This is a genomic window from Pusillimonas sp. DMV24BSW_D (genome assembly GCF_011388195.1).
Classification (GTDB): Bacteria; Pseudomonadota; Gammaproteobacteria; order Burkholderiales; family Burkholderiaceae_B; genus Neopusillimonas; species Neopusillimonas aestuarii.
In genome coordinates this window covers 1,045,961-1,063,234 of the sequence record NZ_CP049990.1, presented here as the reverse complement: position 1 = coordinate 1,063,234, position 17,274 = coordinate 1,045,961, and the positions used below count along the sequence as shown (strand labels likewise).

18 protein-coding genes and 1 riboswitch are annotated in these 17,274 nt (G+C 54.7%); of the genes, 8 read left to right on the top strand and 10 right to left on the bottom strand.

What is annotated here, in order from left to right:
• Positions 1-27 precede the first annotated feature (27 nt).
• Positions 28-1,212 carry a class I SAM-dependent methyltransferase gene (locus G9Q38_RS05140; protein ID WP_166132321.1) on the top strand — a complete coding sequence of 395 codons (1,185 nt, stop codon included), beginning with the start codon at positions 28-30 and terminating at the stop codon, positions 1,210-1,212.
• Between the two features lie 24 nt (positions 1,213-1,236).
• On the opposite strand, the gene G9Q38_RS05135 is transcribed toward G9Q38_RS05140, so the two are convergent.
• Together G9Q38_RS05135 and G9Q38_RS05130 are read right to left on the bottom strand one after the other, a co-directional pair.
• Positions 1,237-2,376 carry a tRNA nucleotidyltransferase/poly(A) polymerase-related protein gene (locus tag G9Q38_RS05135; protein ID WP_166128489.1) on the bottom strand — a complete coding sequence of 380 codons (1,140 nt, stop codon included), beginning with the start codon at positions 2,374-2,376 and terminating at the stop codon, positions 1,237-1,239.
• The gene (locus tag G9Q38_RS05130; RefSeq protein WP_166128486.1) at positions 2,376-4,391 is read right to left on the bottom strand and encodes a lytic transglycosylase domain-containing protein; all 2,016 of its coding nucleotides are present in this window, start codon (positions 4,389-4,391) and stop codon (positions 2,376-2,378) included. The genes G9Q38_RS05135 and G9Q38_RS05130 overlap by 1 nt, the downstream gene beginning before the upstream one ends.
• A 29-nt stretch (positions 4,392-4,420) precedes the next feature.
• On the opposite strand from G9Q38_RS05130, the gene G9Q38_RS05125 reads away from it, so the two are divergent.
• Positions 4,421-5,044, top strand: coding sequence for a 5-formyltetrahydrofolate cyclo-ligase (locus G9Q38_RS05125; protein WP_166128483.1), 624 nt, complete (start codon positions 4,421-4,423; stop codon positions 5,042-5,044).
• Here the strand turns inward: G9Q38_RS05125 and metF are convergent.
• The 5 genes from metF to metK form a co-directional block, all read right to left on the bottom strand.
• Positions 5,037-5,870 carry a methylenetetrahydrofolate reductase [NAD(P)H] gene (gene metF / locus G9Q38_RS05120; protein ID WP_166128481.1) on the bottom strand — a complete coding sequence of 278 codons (834 nt, stop codon included), beginning with the start codon at positions 5,868-5,870 and terminating at the stop codon, positions 5,037-5,039. The two genes, G9Q38_RS05125 and metF, sit on opposite strands and share 8 nt — an antisense overlap.
• Complete coding sequence (locus G9Q38_RS05115; protein WP_119442312.1) at positions 5,867-6,205, bottom strand: phage holin family protein; 339 nt, start codon at positions 6,203-6,205, stop codon at positions 5,867-5,869. Before G9Q38_RS05115 ends, metF begins: the two co-directional genes overlap by 4 nt.
• Positions 6,206-6,265: 60 nt before the next feature.
• Positions 6,266-7,681, bottom strand: a complete 1,416-nt coding sequence (ahcY, locus tag G9Q38_RS05110) for an adenosylhomocysteinase (RefSeq protein WP_166128478.1) — start codon at positions 7,679-7,681, stop codon at positions 6,266-6,268.
• Between the two features lie 75 nt (positions 7,682-7,756).
• A riboswitch (S-adenosyl-L-homocysteine riboswitch) is annotated at positions 7,757-7,838 on the bottom strand.
• Positions 7,839-7,902: 64 nt separating this feature from the next.
• Positions 7,903-8,118: a DUF1289 domain-containing protein gene (locus tag G9Q38_RS05105; protein ID WP_166128475.1), complete on the bottom strand. Its 216-nt coding sequence runs from the start codon at positions 8,116-8,118 to the stop codon at positions 7,903-7,905.
• A gap of 14 nt (positions 8,119-8,132) precedes the next feature.
• The gene (gene metK, locus G9Q38_RS05100; protein ID WP_119442313.1) at positions 8,133-9,296 is read right to left on the bottom strand and encodes a methionine adenosyltransferase; all 1,164 of its coding nucleotides are present in this window, start codon (positions 9,294-9,296) and stop codon (positions 8,133-8,135) included.
• Between the two features lie 250 nt (positions 9,297-9,546).
• Here metK and G9Q38_RS05095 point away from each other — a divergent pair, with 250 nt between their 5' ends.
• Genes G9Q38_RS05095 through xerC form a run of 5 tightly spaced genes read left to right on the top strand, consistent with a single transcriptional unit; the run spans position 9,547 to position 13,806 of the window.
• Entirely contained in the window at positions 9,547-10,407 is an 861-nt protein-coding gene (locus G9Q38_RS05095) for a lysophospholipid acyltransferase family protein (RefSeq protein ID WP_166128473.1), read from the top strand.
• Positions 10,397-11,287, top strand: a complete 891-nt coding sequence (locus G9Q38_RS05090) for a lysophospholipid acyltransferase family protein (RefSeq protein WP_166128470.1) — start codon at positions 10,397-10,399, stop codon at positions 11,285-11,287. The genes G9Q38_RS05095 and G9Q38_RS05090 overlap by 11 nt, the downstream gene beginning before the upstream one ends.
• Positions 11,288-11,295: 8 nt before the next feature.
• Complete coding sequence (dapF, locus tag G9Q38_RS05085) at positions 11,296-12,171, top strand: diaminopimelate epimerase (protein WP_228276200.1); 876 nt, start codon at positions 11,296-11,298, stop codon at positions 12,169-12,171.
• Positions 12,172-12,188: 17 nt separating this feature from the next.
• Positions 12,189-12,842 carry a DUF484 family protein gene (locus G9Q38_RS05080; protein WP_166128468.1) on the top strand — a complete coding sequence of 218 codons (654 nt, stop codon included), beginning with the start codon at positions 12,189-12,191 and terminating at the stop codon, positions 12,840-12,842.
• A gap of 1 nt (position 12,843) precedes the next feature.
• The gene (gene xerC / locus G9Q38_RS05075; protein WP_166128465.1) at positions 12,844-13,806 is read left to right on the top strand and encodes a tyrosine recombinase XerC; all 963 of its coding nucleotides are present in this window, start codon (positions 12,844-12,846) and stop codon (positions 13,804-13,806) included.
• Between the two features lie 23 nt (positions 13,807-13,829).
• Here xerC and G9Q38_RS05070 read toward each other — a convergent pair whose 3' ends face one another.
• The 3 genes from G9Q38_RS05070 to G9Q38_RS05060 are packed head-to-tail and all read right to left on the bottom strand — an operon-like array spanning position 13,830 to position 16,406.
• Positions 13,830-14,780 (bottom strand): metal ABC transporter solute-binding protein, Zn/Mn family, encoded by a 951-nt coding sequence (locus G9Q38_RS05070; protein ID WP_166128463.1) that lies wholly within the window; start codon positions 14,778-14,780, stop codon positions 13,830-13,832.
• Between the two features lie 22 nt (positions 14,781-14,802).
• The gene (locus G9Q38_RS05065) at positions 14,803-15,645 is read right to left on the bottom strand and encodes a metal ABC transporter permease (protein WP_370523903.1); all 843 of its coding nucleotides are present in this window, start codon (positions 15,643-15,645) and stop codon (positions 14,803-14,805) included.
• A gap of 44 nt (positions 15,646-15,689) precedes the next feature.
• Positions 15,690-16,406 carry a metal ABC transporter ATP-binding protein gene (locus G9Q38_RS05060; protein WP_166128457.1) on the bottom strand — a complete coding sequence of 239 codons (717 nt, stop codon included), beginning with the start codon at positions 16,404-16,406 and terminating at the stop codon, positions 15,690-15,692.
• A gap of 231 nt (positions 16,407-16,637) precedes the next feature.
• On the opposite strand from G9Q38_RS05060, the gene G9Q38_RS05055 reads away from it, so the two are divergent.
• Positions 16,638-17,138 carry a Fur family transcriptional regulator gene (locus G9Q38_RS05055; protein WP_166128455.1) on the top strand — a complete coding sequence of 167 codons (501 nt, stop codon included), beginning with the start codon at positions 16,638-16,640 and terminating at the stop codon, positions 17,136-17,138.
• The last annotated feature ends 136 nt before the right edge of the window (positions 17,139-17,274 follow it).

The following is a 17,274-nucleotide window of genomic DNA, read 5'->3' as shown; positions in this document are numbered from 1 at the left end:
CCGTCAACCCGAACACCCAGCCCCACCATGCCTAACTCCGAAGTCCCAACGATTCAAATACCGGCCGGCCTGCCTGCACTCGACGTCAATTCGACGACCCACTACCAAAACGTCGTTGCAGCCATTCAGGAAAAGCTGCGTCAGCAACCCGATCGCTTCATGCGTTTTGAAACGTATATGGACTTGGCGCTCTACGCACCGGGCTTAGGCTATTACGTCGCGGGCAGTCAGAAATTTCCCAACCCCGATACGCCGGGTGATTTCACGACCGCGCCTGAACTGACCCCAGCCTATGGACGTGCACTGGCGCAACAGATCGCCCAGGTGCTCCGCCTATCAGGCTCAAACCATGTTCTAGAGTTTGGTGCCGGTTCCGGCGCCCTGGCCTCCAGCATTATCGTGGCACTGCGGGAAATGGGCATAGAGCCGCAATACACCATTATCGAGGTATCTGCCGAACTGCGTGAGCGCCAGGGCGAAAGGCTTAATAGACTCGAAGCCGATGTTCAATGGCGCGACAAGCTCCCCCGACATTTCGAAGGCTGCGTGGTGGCGAACGAGGTACTCGATGCGATGCCAGTCTCGGTATTCCGCTGGAATGAGAAGGGACAACTCATGGAAAAAGGGGTCACCATGGGCACACCCTTTTCATGGGCTGAGCGCCCCGCATCAACAAAACTGACTGAAACCGTGCGCTCGCGCATGCCACCGTTACCGGGATACACTTCTGAAGTTAATTTGCGCGCGGAAGCGTGGATTGATTCGCTGGGCCAGTGGCTGCAAAAAGGCGCCGCCATCATCGTGGACTACGGTTTTCCGCGCCACGAGTACTACCACCCACAACGGGCCCAGGGCACCCTGATGTGCCATTTCCGCCACCACACCCATGCCGAACCACTAGTCTATGCAGGCTTGCAAGACATCACCGCCCATGTCGACTTCACCGCGATAGCGGATGCGGCAGTTAAGGCCAAGCTTGATGTGCTGGGCTATACCTCGCAAGCCCGATTCCTGATCAACTCGGGGTTCGTTGAACAACTGGCACAAACCACAAAACCCGACGCAGTCGACCAGGCACGCCTGATGGCATCGGCTCAAACCTTATTATCGGAAGCCGAAATGGGGGAATTGTTCAAAGTAATGGTATTGGGTCGGGATATCGATCCACCGTTAATAGGTTTTGAGCGCGGCGACAGACGCCATCGCCTGTGAACGGCACATATAAAAAACCGGCACCTACGTGCCGACAAGCGCTGCCAACCTTGCCTGCCTCACCGCCTCTTTAATTGCCTGCGGCTTGCCTTGATGCCGTTTGGCAATCGAGCCCCCATCGACCGACCTTACGGCATCTAAGCGCGCCGCCCAGGTTTGACTCAGGGATGCTTCAACGCCGGAAAACTGATTACCTAAACAGCAAGCCGCTGCAACCAAGTCAAGAAAGCGTTCGGGCTTGCGCAAGCCGTCGCATTGCTCAATAAGCGCCAGATAATCGTCGGCGGTTTTGGCCACCCCCAACTGCGCCCCCATAACAGGCAACAAACGCGCATAATCCACACAGTGCGATGGTGCCTTGACGGCCCGCAAAACCGTGTCTGGATTAGGTGAGGAAACACAAAATAACGCCGCGCAGCTGGCCAAAGGCAAATGGCGGCGCGCAGCGCATTGCAGACTTCGGCGTGCCGCTCGATCGAAACTCAAACCGGGCATAACACGTTGCAGAGCTCCTGTTTCGGCCAGAACGTCGAACATGCGATACGGCGCCTCACTGATCAACCCGCGGCTAACCTCGCGCCAAACTCGTTCTGGAACCAATGCGTCAACCTCACCATCGATCACAAGCCGACGCGCCAGGTTTAACGTTTCCGGTGCAATGGAAAAATGCGTGAAACGGGCCGCAAAACGTGCCAAACGCAGCAAGCGCACAGGATCTTCACAAAATGCCTCACCGATATGGCGCAAAACACGCGCTTCAATGTCTGCGAACCCATTCAAAGGATCAACTAATTGACCACCGGGGGTTTGCGCAATTGCGTTGATCGTCAGGTCGCGACGATTCAAATCTTCTTCCAGGGTCACGTCTTGGCCGGTATAGAAAGTGAAACCCTTATAACCCCGACCCGACTTGCGCTCGGTTCTGGCTAATGCATACTCCTCTTTCGTTTTCGGATGCAGGAAAACCGGAAAGTCATCACCGACGGGAATAAAACCTTTTTGCACCATTTGCTCGGGCGTGGCGCCCACCACGACCCAATCACGATCCCCGGCGGGCATGCCCAGCAAGGCATCCCGCACCGCCCCTCCAACGATATACGCCTGTAAATCGCTGATTAAAGGGTCAGGCGCAACAACAGGCAACGTGGGCACGGGATGAACCATTAGGGCAAATTCGTACGTCGCGAGCGGTTCGGGCTGATCGTATCGAGGCGCGCTTTCAACGATTGTGGTTGACCGGAGAACAACATGGCATAGTAAACGGCGTTCGACAAAACATGCTTTACGTACAACCGCGTTTCCGTGAACGGTATTGTTTCCGCGAAAACAGCCCCTTCCACTGGGCCCAACAATTTCGCACGCCATTGTTTCGAGCGACCCGGCCCGGCGTTATAGCCCGCAGTGGCCAACACCTGACTGCCATCCAGATCGTCAAGCACCATTTTCAAATACTGGGTACCCAAAATGGTATTGACATCAAAATCATTCACCCTAGATGGGTTGAAGTCTGACATACCTATTTTGCGGGCAACCCAGCGCGCCGTAGCGGGCATAAGCTGCATCAAGCCTGATGCACCCACACGCGAACGGGCGTCAGTAATGAAGCGAGACTCCTGACGAATCAACCCATACACCCAGGCTGGGTCAAGGTTGATTTCACGCGCCTTCGCACTGACACGACCTTCAAACGGTGCCACAAAACGCTGGGAGAAATCAGCAATACTGGAAGTACGTAACGACGTATTCACCACGCGATCGAAAATTTGTTCTTCGCGCGCCAGTTCGGCCGCCGCCAATAACTGACGGTCTGTCATGCCCCGGAGTGTGAAGTTCCATTCGGGCACAGCCTCGGCACGCCAACCTAAATCGAACAATTTGATACCCCGTTGCAAGCCGGGATTCGCTCGCGCTTCCGCCAATTCCTGAGCCGTCACGGGCGCAGGAGCCGGCGGAATGGGAATAGGCTGACCCAGCTCTTCGTTCGCCAATTGCCCATAAAAGCTGTAATCGTTCTGAATAGACTGATAATATTGCCGCGCGGCGGCTTCGTTGCCTTGTGCGGCCAACGAACGGCCATACCAGTACACCCATACGGGTTCGGCTTGCTGACGCGGCGTCATTTTCTGAATCGCGCGACTTACCTGAACCCAGTCGATGGGGGCCTGACGCAATTCAGACCGCACCTCCCAGGCATGGTTGTAATCGGTTTTGGGGATATTGCCTGAACGCCGATACCATTGAACGGCATTGGGCTCAACATTCAACGCAGCAATCAGTCCAAATTGCCCCCACACCCACTCAAGATCAGCTTTGGGAATGCTGGAAACCCAGTTATTCTGAATATAAGCGGTTTCAACCTCGCGGTCGTTGCGCGCGAGGCGCGATAAAGCCAACGTGACCAGCGCGATGTCGGCCGTTGTTTTGGGCGCTTGTTGCCCGGCCAGCCATTGCCGTGGGTTCTTCATGAACGCGGCATACGACTTCATCTGACCCGCATCGAACATCAGTGCCGCCAAACGTCGTGCATTACCGGTTTTACTGGTTTCCAGCGTCGCCCTAAGCATGGTTTCAAGCTGCTTCCAGCCGACAATATTTTTATCGACCAGCTCATCGAGCATCATCCAGCAAAGACTCACAGGTTCAAAAGTATCAACCGCCACTTGGCCGTTAACCCGTTCACCCAGCATATGTCGCGACAACAAAACTGCGCAATCCACCTGAGAGTTGCTGGCAACCACAGGGGCCAACTCGACTGCTTTTGCATAGTCGCCCGATCGGGCCGCTGCAACAATCCAATCGGAGCGAATACGGTCGGCAAGATAAGCGTCTTCGTTAGTGGCCATGAAGCGCTCAAGACGCTGGGTTGGCACCGGCGTTGCCGGATTGGTGAGGTCGCGGCGCAATAGCCAATACTCCGCATAAGAACCCAGAAGCGGCGCCTGCGAAGCCTGCGGCACCAATGCCTCAAGCTCATCCCAACGCTTTCTCTGCATCGCTTCGCGAGCCTGGATCACAGCCTGAAGAGAAGGGTCGGGCCGGATCGTGATGTTGATGACCTCGACATCTTCCTGTGCCGCCGCCGGACCCAAACCAGCAGAGCCAAGCACACCGGCCAGAAGCAAACCAAGACCGGCACGCCGCCATAATTTCTGATACCGTTGACACTGCTTGAACACCATCTTTGTTTCAACCTTGCAGAATTTCCAACATGACTGACAGTATAGAGAATAATCCCGACGCTATTCGTGATCGTCTCAAAGCCGCTCGCGCAGCGCAAGACCCCATTGAAACCCGTCGCGGAGGATTGTTGATTCGGGGCAGGCTCTATACCTGGCTGGCCACCACCCGCGCCGAACAGGAAGAACGGGGCGAACCGACCTACCAGAACGTCGCTGCTTTTTGGTCGATGCCTGAAGAACCTCAACTTCAGCCGCTGTTATACCAGTGGGTGGAGGAAGAAGGAATCTCTGTATCGTTACCCGTGGTAACCGGGCCTAACCAGCCCTTGGAGTTTCGTGTCTGGACGCCCGATACACCGATGCAAGCCGGCGCATTTGGAATCTCCGAGCCCCAGGGGCCTGTCGCCCCCACACCCGACGTCGTATTAGTTCCAACTCTGGGCTATACCCGCAAAGGAGACCGCATTGGCTATGGCAAAGGTTACTACGACCGCACACTCGCCCATTTAAAGAAAACCGGCCACAGCCCATACGCCATGGGCGTAGCATGGGCGTGCGGCGACCTGGCACGAATGGGCGTGCAACACACGCCCATGAACCACGACTACCCGCTTAATGCAATCCTAACCGACAAAGGGTGGGCGCTTAAGTAAGCCGGCGCGCGATGGCCAGCGTTGCACCGGCATTATTCAAGGTATAAAAATGCAACCCCGGTGCACCCTGATCAAGCAGATCCTGGCATAAACGGGTCACGACCTCTGCCCCGAACGCCCGAATCGAGGCGAGGTCATCGCCATAATCGGAGAGACGCTGACGAATCCAGCGTGGTACTTCTGCGCCGCACATGTCGGAGAACCGAACCAACTGGTTATGGTTGGTAATGGGCATGATCCCAGGCACGATCGGCACACCCACCCCCTTTTCACGCGCACGATCAACGAAATCGTAATACGCATCCGCAGTAAAAAAGTACTGGGTAATGGCGCTATTGGCACCGGCACGAACTTTCTCAACGAAATGATTCAAGTCTGCCTGCGCACCTTTAGCCTGGGGGTGGACTTCAGGATAAGCCGCCACTTCAATATGGAACCAGTCACCCGTTTGCTCACGAATAAACCGAACCAGATCAACTGCGTAATGCAGCTCGCCTTTGTTCATCCCCATGCCGGAGGGCAGGTCGCCCCGCAACGCCACCAGGCGGCGTACCCCCTGGTCTTTGTAATACTGGAGTATGTCGCCCAATACAGAGCGACTTGCACCAATACAAGATAAATGCGGTGCAGCTTCATAGCCCAATTTCTGCAGCAGGTCGACCGCATCGGCCGTACCTTCGCGCGTTGAGCCGCCGGCACCAAACGTAACACTAACGTAGGCAGGGTTTAATACTTCCAGCTCTTTGGCTGCTGCAGTTAGTTTGCCCCGCGCGTTTTCATCGCGCGGGGGGAAAAACTCTAGGCTTAGCGCCCATGAAGAACTCATTTTGAAATCAGCCCCGACAAGAAACCCGAGATAATGCTGTAAATCAGTGCTCCCAACAAAGCCCACCAGAACCCGTTAACCTGGAACCCGCGCAAAATGGAGCCCGCGAACCAGAACACCAGCGCATTCAAGACCAACAGGAACAGGCCTAACGTAACCACTGTGATAGGCAACGTAAGCAAAACCAACAGCGGCTTGACCAAAGTATTGAGCAAACCCAGTACCAAAGCGGCAATGAGTGCCGACCAAAACGATGCAACCGTAATACCCGGCAAAATATAAGCCACGATTAACAATGCAACCGCATTTAAAACCCAGATGAGCAACAACTCCATGGTCTACCTCCTGTTGGCAAGGTGAAAAAACCTTTAATGCTTGAACAACCGATTCAACGCTTAATAACGATAGTGATCGGGCTTGTAAGGACCGTCGACCGACACGTTAATGTAATCGGCTTGCTCCGGGGATAACTGCGTAAGATTGACTCCCAGTTTTTTCAAGTGCAAACGGGCCACTTTTTCATCGAGATGCTTGGGCAGCACATAAACCTGACCGTTCTGGTAGGCCTCACCACGGGTGAACAGCTCGATTTGCGCAATCGTTTGGTTGGTGAACGAGGCCGACATGACAAACGAGGGGTGCCCCGTTGCGCAACCCAAATTCACCAAACGCCCTTGCGCCAACAAAATAATGCGTTTACCGTCGGGGAAAATGACGTGATCAACCTGAGGTTTGATTTCCTCCCACTCGAGATCTTCAATACCGGCGACGTCGATTTCGTTATCGAAGTGACCAATATTGCAAACGATAGCCTGGTCTTTCATACGCTCCATGTGCTGACGCGTAATGACATGATAATTACCGGTAGCGGTAACGAATATATCGGCTTTATCGCATGCCTCTTCCATGGTGACCACTTTGTAGCCTTCCATAGACGCCTGCAGCGCGCAAATGGGGTCAACTTCCGTTACCCAGACCTGAGCACGCAAGGCCGCCAACGCCTGTGCACAACCTTTGCCCACGTCGCCGAAGCCCACAACAACGGCTACCTTACCGGCAACCATCACGTCGGTGGCACGCTTGATACCGTCGACCAATGACTCACGGCAACCATACAGGTTGTCGAACTTGGATTTGGTTACGGAGTCGTTCACATTGATGGCTGGAAAAGCGAGGTCGCCCTTCTTGGCCATTTGATACAAACGGTTCACGCCGGTGGTGGTTTCTTCTGTAACGCCTTTAATTTGCGCCAAACGTGTGGAATACCAATTGGCATCCTTTTGCAACTGGGCCTTAATGGCGGCAAATAGAACGCGTTCTTCTTCGCTGCCGGGGTTATTCAACACGGAGAGGTCTTTCTCGGCCTTTGCACCGAGGTGCAAGAGCAATGTGGCATCGCCGCCGTCATCGAGAATCATATTGGCCTGCTCACCCGGCCAATCGAAAATTTTGTGGGTGTATTGCCAGTAATCTTCCAGCGTTTCACCCTTGATGGCGAAAACGGGGTTGCCTGCAGCAGCAATAGCGGCCGCGGCGTGATCTTGCGTGGAATAAATATTGCACGATGCCCAACGCACTTCGGCGCCCAACGCAACCAGCGTCTCGATAAGCACAGCAGTTTGGATGGTCATGTGCAGGCTACCGGCAATGCGTGCGCCTTTCAGCGGTTGCGCGGTGGCATACTCTTCACGCGTGGCCATGAGGCCCGGCATTTCAGTTTCGGCAATGGCGATTTCACGGCGGCCCCATTCGGCCAGCCCGATATCGGCAACGATGTAGTCTTGTACGGAATTGTCAGCAACAGTGTTCATGGTGGAAAAACCCCTAAACCTGCTTAAGCCAACGAGATGAACAACGCTTTTGCCCATCGTCGCCTGCCGTGCAGGTAATGATGAGCGCCGTTGTACTAAAAAGAAGTGGATGACCCTGAGCCTAGCGGGAAAACCCGTCGCAGCGCCCCTCAGGGAAGCCATTATTGTAACGTAGTTGCGGCGAATTTCCAGGCAGGAACCAACGCTTCACCGCATTCACGTCAAGATTTTCGCCGGGGATATCCCTGGGCCTTAATGCGCTCCCAAACAGCGCGCTTTTCTTCTTCGGATAAAAACACCCAATTGGCCACTTCCATGGCTGTTCTGCCGCACCCGCGACAAATATCGTCGTACAGCGTCGAGCACACCGCCACGCAAGGCGAATCGGTAGGCGTTAAACGACTGTTGTTGTCGGGGTGACGGACAGAATCAGACACAAAGTACCTTTTGATTAATGCGCTTTCTTGAGCACATCGACCTTGTCGGTGGCTTCCCAGGTAAATTCCGGTTCAGGGCGACCGAAATGGCCATAGGCAGCGGTTTTGCTGTAAATGGGGCGCAACAGGTTAAGCATGTTGATAATGCCTTTGGGACGCAGGTCGAAATGCTCGCGCACCAACAACGCAATTTTGTCGTCGGGAATCACGCCGGTGCCGTTGGTATGGATGGTGATGTTAATCGGCTCGGCCACGCCGATGGCGTAACTGATCTGCACCTGACACTCGCGCGCCAATCCGGCAGCCACCACATTCTTGGCCACATAACGTGCTGCATACGCCGCCGAACGATCGACCTTGGACGGGTCTTTGCCCGAGAATGCCCCGCCACCATGCGGGCAGGCGCCACCATAAGTGTCAACAATAATTTTCCGACCGGTTAAGCCGCAATCACCCTGAGGGCCACCAATCACAAAAATACCGGTGGGATTAATCATGAACTTGGTTTTATCGGTAAGCAGGCCTTCGGGAATGATGGGCTTAACGATTTCCTCGATCACGGCTTCGCGAATATCGGCCTGGGAAATTTCAGGTGCGTGCTGGGTCGACAACACAACGGTGTCAACCTCAACAGGCTTGCCATCGACGTAGCGGAAGGTAACCTGTGACTTGGCGTCGGGACGCAACCAGGGCAAGCGGCCATCTTTGCGCAGTTCGCTTTGACGCTGAACCAAACGGTGGGCATACCAAATGGGGGCCGGCATGAGGTCGGGGGTTTCGTCGCAGGCGTACCCAAACATCAAGCCCTGGTCTCCGGCGCCTTGATCCATGTTTTGTTCAGGGTTGCGGTCGACCCCCTGGGCGATATCCGGCGACTGTTTGTCGTACGCCACCAAAACGGCACAACCTTTATAGTCGATACCGTAATCGGTGTTGTCGTAGCCGATACGCTTGATGGTATCGCGGGCCACCTGGATGTAATCGACATTCGCAGTTGTAGTAATTTCCCCTGCCAAGACGACCAGCCCGGTATTGCACAGCGTTTCCGCCGCAACACGCGCGAAAGGATCCTGCTCGAAAATAGCATCGAGAATGGAGTCGGAGATTTGGTCGGCAACCTTGTCGGGGTGGCCTTCGGAAACAGATTCAGAGGTAAACAGAAAATCGTTACTGGACACAGCAGACATCCTTATAAATTAAGGCCGTGTACTTCGGCACTGAGGTTGAACATTGCGTTGCACCTCTGATACCTGCCTGTGCAGTTGCGATCTGGGCGCGACGCTTTAGCGGAATAGTACGCCTTCGGTCAAAAAATTAACCAGCGGCTGTCGCCCCGCAAGTTGTCGGTTAACTCGGCGACATTTTTTATTTTAAGCGAAAATAGCAAGTTGTACTGTTTATGCTCATATTTTGCGCTTATAAGCCGCCATGCTGCTTTTTCTGTTTCGTTTATTGTCGTTTCTACCATTATCAGTTTTGCACGCCCTGGGGCGCGTAGGCGGGCGAATGGTGTATCGCTTTCCCGACAAATATCGGGAGCGTCTACAAGATAACGCAAAGCAAGCCGGTTACACCAACCCCGCTTTCGCCCTGGAATCGGCCGCACAAGCCGGCGCGATGATCATGGAGTTGCCGAAAGTCTGGCTTAAAAATGAAGAAAGCCTGGCGTTGGTAGTAAGTGACGACAACCACGTTGTAGAGACCGCGCTGGCAGAAGGGCGCGGCGTACTTTATCTCACACCCCATTTGGGTTGCTTTGAAATTACCGCGCGTTACTTAACCCGGCATGGACCTATTACGGTCATGTTCCGCCCCCCCCGCAAACCCATTCTGGCTCCCATTATGGAAAGCGCGCGTAATGCACCCGGCTTGCGTGCGGTACCCGCCAACCGACAAGGGGTGAAAGAATTCGTTAAGGCGCTTAGAAAAGGCGAAGCGGTAGGAATGTTGCCCGACCAGGCGCCGGGGGAAGGCGAAGGTGTGTGGGCTCCCTTTTTTGGGCGCCACGCCTACACCATGACTTTAGCCGGAAAACTCGCGGCACAAACCGGCGTGGCTGTCATCATGACGGCAGGCGAACGCCTGCCTCAAGGTAAAGGTTGGCGCATCCATTACGTTCGCCTGCCCGACCCATTCCCTACCGATGCGCTCGCGCAGGCAACGCTTATCAACCAAACCATGGAGACACTGATCCGACGCTTTCCCGAACAGTATCTTTGGAGCTACAACCGCTACAAAACCCCGGCCGGCGCGCCTCCTCAGCCCAGCAATGCAACACATGACTCTTAGTAAATCCACACTTCTTCGCGCCGTTTTTGAGTATTTTGGCCGCTGCCCAACCCGAACACGTTTGCGATGGGGACGTATTCTTGGGTGGCTCACCCCCCGGCTCATGCGATCACGCGCACATATTGTGCGTACCAATTTGCGGCTGTGTTTCCCAAACCTTAACGATCAAGAACGCGAAGCGCTGCTGCATCGGCATTTCTATTTATTGGCGCAATCCATTATTGACCGCGGGCTTATCTGGTTTGGCGATCCCGACCGCGTTGCCCGAACAGTCAAAATAAGCGGGCTGGAACACTTCGATGCGCTGCTACAGGCCAACCGCAAAATATTGGTTCTGGCCCCGCACTTTGTCGGGCTTGACGCCGCCGGCTCAAGGCTGACCATGCACAGCAAGCGCACAGCCACGTTTTACACGCCTTCGAGTGATCATGATGTCGACGCACTCATGCGGGAAGGTCGCGCGCGCTTCAACGAATCATTCCTGATCAGTCGCAAAGACGGCATTCGCGGGTTGATACGACTGTTGCGTCAGGGCATCCCCATTTATTACCTGCCTGACATGGATTTCGGCCCGAAGGGCGCCGTATTTGTTCCATTTTTCGGCGTGCCTGCAGCGACACTACCCAGTACCGCCCAAATCGCACAATCCTGGGATGCCGCAGTATTGCCCATTATTAGTAATCTTGACCTGGCAACCGGGGTCTACAATGTCCGTATTCTGCCCCCTGTACCCGACTTCCCCGGCACCGACGACCTTAGTGCTGCCACCGCGCGCATCAACCGGCTCATTGAAGACTGGGTGCGCGAAGATCCAGCGCAGTACTATTGGGTTCATCGACGCTTCAAAACACGCCCCAACGACGGCCCCAAACCTTACTAGTGAACACCATGACGATCTGGACATTCACCAAAATGCACGGCGCAGGCAATGACTTCATTGTCCTGGACGGCATACGCCAGCCAATCGAGATGACACCACAACGCGCCCGTGCGCTGGCAGATCGTCATTTCGGTATTGGCGCCGACCAGATCCTGTTGGTCGATACACCATCGCACCCCGACGCCGACTTTCGTTACCGGGTGTTCAACTCAGACGGCAGTGAAGTGGAGCACTGCGGTAACGGCGCCCGATGCTTTGTCCGCTTCATCCACGAGCAAGGGCTTTCAAAACGAAACCCCTTAAAAGCCGAAATACAAACCGGCCTGATTGTATTAACCGAAACCGACAACGGTGAAGTTGTAGTGAACATGGGCCAAACGCGTTTCACCCCCGCCGATGTCCACTTCGATACTTCGGCCTTAAGCAATGAAACACAAGGTGAAGACACAGTCTGGCAGTTACCGTTAACGGCCTGTGCCTCTCCCGTTCGTATTTCGCTGGTTGCCATCTCGAACCCACACGCTGTTCAAGTTGTGGAAAGCATCGCCACCGCACCCGTAGCGGAACTTGGCCCCCTAATTGAGTCGCATCCACGCTTTGCCCAACGTGTTAACGCTGGTTTTATGGAAGTGGTCGACCGCCACACCATCAAATTGCGCGTGTATGAACGGGGTGCAGGTGAAACCTTGTCATGTGGCACGGGTGCCTGCGCAGCAGCGGTGGCAGGCATACGACGCGGCCTGCTCGACAACCCGGTAACAGTGCATACCCGGGGCGGCACGCTAACAATCGACTGGGCGAATCCCGACCTTTATATGACCGGCCCCGCAACAACTGTGTTTACCGGGCGGGTCGACATTGATAAGCTTACGCAACACGACTGAACAAGGATAATTGGCACATGAGCGCCTCCACCTTCACCCCCGAAGAAATCGCCCGTTTTCTGGCAAGCAACCCTGATTTTTTCCAGGAGCACGCAGAAGTATTCTCTGAGTTACGGGTCCCGCACCCACATGAAACACGGGCAATTTCTTTGGGTGAGCGCCAAATTCTTACGCTTCGCGCCAAAACCAAAGACCTTGAATGGCGCCTGTCGGGTTTAATCAACAACGCATCAGGCAACGAAAAAATCAGTCGCACCCTTACAAGCTGGTGCTGCCGGATGCTGGCCGAACCACAAGCCGAGCGCCTGCCTCAGTTAATTGTCGAACACCTGTCGTCGTTGTTTGAATTACCCAACACCACGCTGAAAGTCTGGGGGCTTTCACAGTGCAATGACACGCATTTCACCGACGGCATTACGGAAGAAATAAAACAATATGCAAACGCCCTTAACGCACCCTATTGCGGGCCGGTTACCGACCAGCCTGTTTTGGCCTGGCTGAACGCACCCGCCCAATCGCTCGCGGTGGTCCCCATGAAAGACGATTCAGGTGTGTTTGGCTTGCTGGTTTTAGGTGCAGAAGACAAAGAGCGCTTCCAGCCCGACATGGGCACCGCATTCCTGGAAATATTAAGCTCGCTGGCCTCGGCCGCCCTTTCCCGTTTGAAATAGGATGAACGCCGTGAACGCACTGCCCGAACCTGTGCGTCAATGGCTGATTCACCTGGAAACGAATCACCGGTATTCGCGCCATACATTGCAGGCATACGAACACGATCTGGCGCAGCTGATTACACTGAACCCAGACACCAGGCTGGAAAACCTGCGTGAAGACCACATTCGACGCACCATCGCCCGCCTGCGCAGCCAGGGTCATCAACCCCGCAGCCTGGCCCGCGCACTTGCCGCGTGGCGTGGCTTTTATCAGTGGTGGGCTCCGCAGGCCGGCTTAAACGAAAACCCGGCAAAAGGCGTTCGTGCCCCTAAGGCAGCCCGCCAATTACCCAAAGCGCTTTCCGTTGAACAGACACAGGCCTTGCTCGACCGGCCCGGACTGCCGCCGCCTGAGTCCAACATCGAGCATCGTGATCAAGCCATGTTTGAAATTCTGTATTCCAGTGGTTTGCGTCTGGCGGAACTGGTTAGCCTCGACTGGCGTTACCATCGTACCGATCAATACACTTCCATCAGTTGGATTGACCTTCCCAGCGCCCAGGCAACGATTACCGGAAAAGGCGGGAAAACACGTCAGGTACCGTTAGGGCGCCACGCGGTCCGCGCAATACAACAATGGCTTGAAGTACGCCACACATTACAACCCAACGAACCCAATGCCGACACCCAGGCCGCTCTTTTCCTGGGCGAGCGAGGCAAACGCATTAGCCCGCGTGTCGTTCAGTTGCAATTGAACAAACTGGTGCATCGGCTGGGCCTGCCGGTAAACGTTCACCCGCACAGCCTGCGTCATAGTTTTGCCAGCCATATGCTGCAGTCGGCACAAGATTTAAGAGCGGTACAGGAACTATTAGGGCACGCCAATATTTCCACAACCCAAATTTATACGCGTCTCGACTTCCAACACCTGGCTAAAGCCTACGACCAGGCCCACCCACGGGCCACACGCAAAAACAAATAGCAGCGTCGGCCCACACCCGACACTCAAGGTTTAATTGAAAACAGCACGCGGCCCGCATTCCACTTGAACATACCTAAGTACGTGCCCGCCGGCTGATCAACCGACGCCAGTGTATCGGAGTAAAGGACCCCTCCCACTTTAAGCCCGGTATCACGAGCAATCTGCTCCAGAATACGTGAGGCACCGGTCGCATTTTCATCGAACAAAGCCACACCGTTGCTTTCCCTGATCAGCCGAATGATCTCTGCCATTTCCCGGGCCGACGGCTCGGCATCGGAAGAGATACCCGCAATAGGAATAAAGGTCACACCATAGGCCTGACCGAAATATCCAAAAGCATCGTGCGCCGTAACAACGCGGCGCCGCTGCTCGGGAATTGCCTCTAGCTGCCCTTTGATTTCGTCATGCAACTTTTGCATTTCTTCTATATATACCCGGGCACGCTCTTGATACTTGGCGCGATGCGCAGGATCAATGCGCGCCAGACCGTTGGCGATATTCCGTGCATACTGCATACCATTGGCCAAGTCTTGCCAGGCATGAGGGTCGACATCACCATTATCGCCATGATCATGACCGTCGTGGTTATGGCCGTCATCATGCGAAGCCAGCAGGCGCGGCTCCACCCCTTTGGACGCCACAATTTCCAGGCCATCGAAGCCGGAAGCCTTTACCAAACGCGGCAACCACCCCTCGAAGCCCAACCCGTTCGACACCAGGACTTGAGCCTGCGCAAGCATGCGGTTTTCGCGTGCGGTAGGCTCGAACCCATGTGAGTCCGTCTCAGGGCCAACCAAGGTGACCACTTCGACGTTTTCTCCCCCAATAACGGAGACCATGTCACCCAAAACGGAAAACGTCGCCACAACCCGCACCGGCGCCGCCGAAAGTGCGCCGGCGAAAAACATGAGCATCGCAGCGACACATAAACGCTTGACTGCTGCCGAACGCAGGGAAATACCGCCTAACCTCATGCTCTACTCCGCTTTACCCACATTATTTCGCTATTTTTGATAGATAACGCCGCGCGCGATACTGGCGCGCAACCTGAATCAAACCACCTTGAGGCCCCACCACAACTGAAGCAAAATACAAAATGCCCGCCGTTAGAATAATGGCTGCCGAGGCAGGCACATTAAGGTAATAAGAAAACAACAACCCCAAGTACGAGGCCGCAACACCAATGAATGCAGCCATGGCCATCTGTCGCACAACTGAGCGCACCCAAAACCGGGCGGAAGCAGCGGGCAGCATCATGATGCCCACTACCATGAGCGTGCCTAAAACCTGAAAACCCGCCACCAACGTCATTACCAGCAGAACCAAAAACACCATATGGCTGATGGAACCATACCCTTTTTCCGCCCTCATAAATGCAGGATCAAGACATTCCGCAACCAGAGGACGCAAAATCAGCGCCAACACAAATAGTGTCACCGAGGCCGTTGATGTCACCAATAAAAGAGATGCGTCATTCAAACCCAATACTGTTCCAAACAAAACATGGATCAGATCCATATTGGAGCCCCGCAACGACACCAGCAATACACCCAAACCAAGGGAAACCAAATAAAAAGCCGCAAAGCTGGCATCTTCACGTAATGGCGTCAGACGCGACACAAACCCGGCCAATATAGCCACCAGCAACCCGGTTACCAATCCGCCCAGCGCCATCGCCCATAACGACAACCCCGCCGTTAAAAAACCAACCGCCACACCCGGCAAAATGGCATGTGCCATCGCGTCGCCCATCAGACTCATACGTCGAAGCACCAGAATGACACCAAGCGGACCGGCTGCAAATGCCAATGAAACCGACCCCGCCAGCGCACGCCGCATAAATGCGAACTCTGTGAACGGCACGAACAGGAAATCGATTCCGCTCACAGGTAATCTCCTGCGCACAAGTGGCGCGCCAGGTGCAAATTCTCGGTGGTTAACACCTGCGCGGTTTGCCCCCAACCAACAACCTGTCCCGCCAACAAAAGGGTTTCTGGGAACAAGTTACGGACACAATCAAGATCATGCAATACGACAATCACCGTACGCCCCTCGTTGTGCCAAATCAGTAACAGTTCCAGCAAGTCGTCCGTTGTGTGTCGATCGACGGCGGCGAACGGCTCGTCGAGAATCAGCACGCTAGCGTTGTGAAGCATTAACCGTGCAAACAAGGCGCGCTGAAGCTGCCCGCCGGAAAGCGTACCAATAATGCGCCGGCTGAAATCTGCCAGACCTACCGTATCAAGTGCCTGCAACACGCGGTCGTGTTCAGATAGGCCAAAACCCTTCCACCACCCAGTACGTCGCCACGCCCCCATGGCGACAAGGTCATACACACTAATCGGGAAACTTCGGTCAAGCTCACCAAGCTGCGGCAAACAGGCCACGTTGTTTTGGGCGTCGGGCGCAAAACGGATCTCGCCGCTTAACGGGCTTAATTGCCCCATCAACGCCTTAACAAGGGTTGACTTACCCGCGCCATTCGGCCCGACAATAGCCGTTAAGGACCCTTGCACAAAACGACCGGACACATCGCGAAGCGCAACACGATCGCGCCAACCCAACGAAACCTCATCAAGCTCAATCATCGCCTGGTTCATAAGCCGCAACCTACCACCACTGCATGGCCCAGCCCGTCACCGCCCATAAAAAAGCGACCACGATTGCAGTACGCCATGCACGAGCCCAAGCGGAAAACAGAACGATGGAGCCGCGATATGGTTGACGTTGACGCACAGATCGAGCAAAAACAGACATAATTGAGGATAATGAGAAGTTGAATCTACAACGTTGCTAGAGTAATGTTATAACATACGGCACACGGATACACTATGCCTCGTCAAGCCAGCGAATTGTCCTCGGGCATCGCCAAACAATTAAAAACTGCGGAAAAGCTTTGTAGCCAGCGAGGACGCCGACTCACGCCTATTCGACGCAAAGTACTGGAAATTTTGTTGCGGCGACAGCGTAGTGTGAAAGCTTACGAGCTTCTGGAAGAAATCCGGGAATTTCAGCCCGGCGCCGCTCCTCCCACCGTCTACCGCGCGCTGGACTTCTTAATTGAAGAAGGGCTTATTCACCGACTTGACGCCGTCAACGCATGGGCAGCCTGCATGGATGCCGCCGGCGAGCCTCACGACATCCTGGTCATCTGCACCCAATGTGGCGCGGTTGCAGAATTCAGCGACCCTGAGCTTCACAAGAAACTGGCACGCAAAGTGGCCAGTGCGGGCTTTGTTCTGGAACACCACGAAACCGAGTTGCGGGCTTTATGCAATCGTTGCCATCAGCAACGACACAGTAGTCAGCAACATGAAACACCTCTGGCATGAGTCAGTACTAACCCGAACCAAAAAACGCTTGAAATACAACAACTAAGCAAACCGTTTGCTCTTGGCGCCGGCCTGTGCTGTAATCGCACGTTGATATTTTTTTATGCATCCCCAAATGATTCGGGAATCTATTTTT